This is a genomic window from Aquipuribacter hungaricus (assembly GCF_037860755.1).
In the GTDB taxonomy this organism is placed as follows: Bacteria; Actinomycetota; Actinomycetes; order Actinomycetales; family JBBAYJ01; genus Aquipuribacter; species Aquipuribacter hungaricus.
This window is the reverse complement of sequence record NZ_JBBEOI010000275.1, coordinates 1-4,350: the sequence shown is the minus strand read 5'-3', so window position 1 is coordinate 4,350 and position 4,350 is coordinate 1. Positions and strand designations below refer to the sequence as shown.

The 4,350-nt window shown below is 75.0% G+C and carries 6 protein-coding genes; 4 read left to right on the top strand and 2 right to left on the bottom strand.

The features are described from left to right. On the bottom strand, positions 1–182 hold a 182-nt coding region (locus WCS02_RS17990), incomplete at its 3' end, for a hypothetical protein (protein WP_340295662.1). Further along, on the bottom strand, positions 175–726 hold the full coding sequence (locus WCS02_RS17985; RefSeq protein WP_340295661.1) for a SigE family RNA polymerase sigma factor: 552 nt from the start codon (positions 724–726) through the stop codon (positions 175–177). The genes WCS02_RS17990 and WCS02_RS17985, both read right to left, overlap by 8 nt. Positions 727–851: 125 nt before the next feature. On the opposite strand from WCS02_RS17985, the gene WCS02_RS17980 reads away from it, so the two are divergent. From WCS02_RS17980 to WCS02_RS17965, 4 genes are all read left to right on the top strand, one after another. Further along, entirely contained in the window at positions 852–1,190 is a 339-nt protein-coding gene (locus tag WCS02_RS17980) for an HIT domain-containing protein (RefSeq protein WP_340295659.1), read from the top strand. A 90-nt stretch (positions 1,191–1,280) separates the two neighbouring features. After that, positions 1,281–2,351 carry a PhoH family protein gene (locus tag WCS02_RS17975; RefSeq protein ID WP_340295657.1) on the top strand — a complete coding sequence of 357 codons (1,071 nt, stop codon included), beginning with the start codon at positions 1,281–1,283 and terminating at the stop codon, positions 2,349–2,351. Beyond that, the gene (gene ybeY / locus WCS02_RS17970) at positions 2,348–2,839 is read left to right on the top strand and encodes an rRNA maturation RNase YbeY (protein ID WP_340295656.1); all 492 of its coding nucleotides are present in this window, start codon (positions 2,348–2,350) and stop codon (positions 2,837–2,839) included. The genes WCS02_RS17975 and ybeY overlap by 4 nt, the downstream gene beginning before the upstream one ends. Next, entirely contained in the window at positions 2,836–4,224 is a 1,389-nt protein-coding gene (locus tag WCS02_RS17965) for a hemolysin family protein (protein WP_340295655.1), read from the top strand. The genes ybeY and WCS02_RS17965 overlap by 4 nt, the downstream gene beginning before the upstream one ends. Positions 4,225–4,350 lie beyond the last annotated feature (126 nt).

The following is a 4,350-nucleotide window of genomic DNA, read 5'->3' as shown; positions in this document are numbered from 1 at the left end:
CGCCCGACGAGCTCGTCCACCCGCGGGGCGGGGCCGGGGGAGACGCCCGCGGCCTGCGCGGCCAGGGCCCGGCGCAGCGCCTGCTCGGCGCCACGGTCACCTGGGTCGCCACGGTGACCACGGCCCGTAGGGTCGGTCGGCCCAGGGCCGACGGGGCCGACGGGGGGCAGGTGCTCAGGCACGGGGGTCCTCCGGGGTCGTGGCGAGGGCGGCGCGCAGGGCGGCCAGCCCGCGGGACGCGTGGGTCTTGACGGCGCCGGCGCTGATGCCGAGCGTGCGGGCGATCTCCGTCTCCGGGGCGTCCTGCCAGTAGCGCAGCACGAGCACCTCCCGCTGCCGCACGGGCAGGGCGCGCAGCACCCGGACCACGGCGTCGTGCTCGGCGCTGTCGTCGGCGGTGTCGCGGGGGGAGGCCTCCTGCTGGGCGACCAGCCGCAGGTGCCGCCGCTCGACGCCGTCGTGGCGGTGGGCGGAGCGGCAGCCGTTGACCACGCTGCGCCGCAGGTACCCGGCGGCGCGCGAGGGGTCTTCGAGGCGGTCCCAGGCGCGGTGCAGGCCGAGCAGGGCGTCCTGCACGACCTCCTCGGCCCGGCGGGAGTCCCCGCCCAGCAGCAGGGTCCCCAGGCGCACCATGGGCGCCCACTCGCGGTCGACCACCGCCTGGAGGTCGTCCACCGGGCCGGGCACGGCGTCCCCCCGCTCGTCCGTCGTCGCTGCTGCTCCCACACTGCCCCCACGCGCAGCGGCCCGCGCCGGTTGACACGCGTGGGCCACCGGTCCGGCGACGGCGTGCGACGGCGTCGACGGCGTGCGACGGCGTGGACGCCATGCGGCGCCGGTAGCGTCCGGGCATGGCCGACGACTGCGTGTTCTGCCGGATCGTGTCGGGCGAGCTGCCCGTGGAGCTGCTGTACGCCGACGAGCACGTCGTCGCCTTCGCCGACGTCGCCCCCAAGGCCGAGGTGCACATCCTCGTCGTGCCGCGCCGGCACGTCGTCGACGTGGTCGAGCTGGCCGATGACCCGGCCGCGCTCGCGGCGCTCGTCAGGGCCGGTGCGGCGCTGGCCGCCGAGCGTGCCGACGGCGCCTTCCGGCTCGTCTTCAACACCGGCGCCGCCGCCGGCCAGTCGGTGTTCCACGCCCACGGTCACGTGCTCGCCGGTGCAGGGGCGTCCTCCGGCGGGCTCTGAGCACCGGGCACCCCGCACCGGGACGGCCCCCGGGCCGACCGGGCGGTAACCTGGGGGTCCGTACAGAGAGAGGACCAGGGCCGCCTGCCCATGCCTGACATCACCGGCGCTCACGCCGAGGACCTGCCCGACACCCGCGAGGCAGGTGCTGCCACCGCAGCCGGCCCCGACGGCACCGCCGCCCCGTTCGGGACCGCCGTCGTCACGCAGACCTACGTGGTCCCCACCGGGACCGACACCGTCTCCCTGCTCGGCGCGGGGGACAAGCACCTGCGCACGCTCGAGCGCGGCCTGCCCCGCGTCGACGTCCTCGCGCGCGGTGACGAGGTGACGGTCACGGGCCCCGCCAGCGACGTCGCGCTCGCGCTGCGCCTGCTCGAGGAGATGGGCAGCGTCCTGGCCGCCGGCCAGCCGCTGAGCGCCGACGCCGTCGAGCGCAGCCTCACCATCCTGCGCGACACCGACGGCGGTGTCCGGCCGGCACAGGTGCTGACCGCGAACATCCTGTCCAACCGCGGGCGCACCATCCGGCCGAAGACGCTCAACCAGAAGCGCTACGTCGACGCGATCGACGAGAACACCATCACCTTCGGCATCGGCCCCGCCGGCACCGGCAAGACGTACCTGGCCATGGCCAAGGCCGTCCAGGCGCTGCAGTCCAAGACCGTCAACCGGATCGTCCTCACCCGCCCCGCGGTCGAGGCCGGCGAGCGGCTCGGCTTCCTGCCCGGCACGCTGACGGACAAGATCGACCCGTACCTGCGGCCGCTGTACGACGCGCTGCACGACATGGTCGACCCGGACTCGATCCCGCGGCTCATCACCGCCGGGACCATCGAGGTCGCGCCGCTGGCCTACATGCGCGGGCGCACCCTTAACGACGCCTTCATCATCCTCGACGAGGCCCAGAACACCTCGCCCGAGCAGATGAAGATGTTCCTCACCCGCCTGGGGTTCGGCTCCAAGATGGTCGTCACCGGCGACATCACCCAGGTCGACCTGCCCGGGTCCACCGCGTCGGGCCTGCGGGTCGTGCGCGACATCCTCGGCAGGGTCGGCGACGTGCACTTCTCGTACCTGGAGTCCACGGACGTGGTCCGGCACCGCCTCATCGCCGACATCGTCCGGGCCTACGACAGCTGGGACGGCACCACCCGGTGATCGACGTCGCCAACGAGTCGGGCACCGAGGTCGCCGGGCTCAGCGAGACCGAGGTCGCCGAGTGCGCCCGGCACGTGCTGGACGCCATGCACGTGCACCCGCAGGCCGAGCTGTCGGTCCTGCTGGTCGACCCGGACACCATCGCCGTGCTGCACGAGAAGTGGCTGGACCTGCCGGGTCCCACCGACGTCATGAGCTTCCCGATGGACGAGCTGCGCCCCGGTCGCGAGGGCGCCCCGTCGGGCCCCGGCCTGGTCGGCGACGTCGTCGTCTGCCCGCAGGTCGCCGAGGAGCAGGCGCGCACGGCCGGGCACAGCACCGCCGAGGAGGTCCTGCTCCTCGTCGTGCACGGCTGCCTGCACCTGCTGGGCTACGACCACGCCGAGCCCGACGAGGAGGCCGAGATGTTCGCCCTCCAGCGGCGACTCCTCCTGGAGTTCCTGGGCCGCAGCCGCCCCGCCGCCGCCGGGGGCGAGCCGGTCCGGTGACCTCGACCCTGCTGCTCTGGCTCCTCGTCGGGCTCGTCCTGCTCCTGCTCGCCGGCTACCTGGCCGCCGTCGAGGCGGCCCTGTCCAAGGTGACCCGCGGGCACGCCGAGGACCTCCAGACCGCCGGGCGCCGCAACGCGCGGGCGCTGCGCCGGCTGCTGGAGGACACCACCGGGGCGGTCAACACCACGACCTTCGTGCGGATCGTCTGCGAGACCGCGGCCGTGTCCGCGCTCGTCGTCGCGCTCGGGCACCTGCTCCGCCCGGACTGGGCGGTCGTCCTCGTCGCGGCCACCGTGCTGTCGGTCCTCATCTTCGTCCTCGTGGGGGCCGTCGGCCGCACGGTCGGCCAGCAGCACGCCGACACCGTCGCGCTCGGTGCCTCGGCGTCGCTGTCCCGGCTCATGGTCGTCGTCGGCCCGCTCGTGCTGCTCCTGGTCCGGGCGGCCACCGTCGTCGTCCCCGGCCGCGGCCTGCCCGCCGGGCCGTTCGCGTCCGAGGCCGAGCTCATCGAGCTCGTCGAGCAGGCCGAGGCCGACAGCGTCATCGAGCGCGGCGAGAGCCTCATGCTCCAGCGCGTCGTCCACCTCGGCGACACCGTGGCCCGCGAGGTCCAGGTCCCGCGGACCGACATGGTGACCCTGGAGCAGGGGACCGGCCTGGAGCGGGCCATGCGCCTGCACCTGCGCTCCGGCTTCAGCCGCGTCCCCGTGCTGGGCCGCGACGCCGACGACGTGGTCGGCGTCTCCTACCTCAAGGACGTCGCGGCGCACCTGCAGGACCTGCGCACGGGCGGCTACGGCGAGCCCAGCCCGGCGACCGTGGACGAGGTCATGCGCGCCCCCGTGTTCGTGCCCGAGAGCAAGCCCGCCGACGACCTGCTCCGCGAGATGCAGGCCGGCTCGGTGCACCTGGCCGTCGTCATCGACGAGTACGGCGGCGTCTCGGGCCTGGTGACGATCGAGGACCTGCTCGAGGAGATCGTCGGGCAGATCAGCGACGAGTACGACGTCGAGGAGCCCGAGGTCGAGGTGCTCGGCGAGGACCGGTGGCGGCTGTCCGCGCGCACCCACCTCACCGCGCTCAGCGAGATCACCGACCGCGACGTCGAGGACGACGACGTCGACACCGTCGCCGGGCTGCTGGCCAAGAACCTCGGCCGGGTCCCGATCCGCGGCAGCGTCGTCGAGGTGTCCGGCCTCCGGATCACCGCGGACCGGCGGGGCCGGCGCAACCGCCTGCTGTCGGTCGTCGTCGAGGTCCTGCCCGAGCCGGACGAGGACGAGGAGGGCACCGACCAGCCCGCGGAGGGCGCCGGCGAGCTCGTCGGCGCGGACCCCGGCCGCAGCCACGACGACGAGAGGACCGGCCATGGCCGCCCCTGAGGCACCGACAGGCACAGGTCCCGCCCCCGCGCAGGACGCCCCGCACGACGCCCCCGACGGTGCCGGCGGCCGGGAGGACGCGACGCTCGTCGTGCTCGCCCGCTCCGCCGCCGCCCGGACGGCCGG

Excerpts from the sequence above, each read along its gene's own strand:
- WCS02_RS17980 (WP_340295659.1), top strand. The coding sequence starts at position 852 with ATGGCCGACGACTGCGTGTTCTGCCGGATCGTGTCGGGCGAGCTGCCC.
- WCS02_RS17975 (WP_340295657.1), top strand. The coding sequence starts at position 1,281 with ATGCCTGACATCACCGGCGCTCACGCCGAGGACCTGCCCGACACCCGC.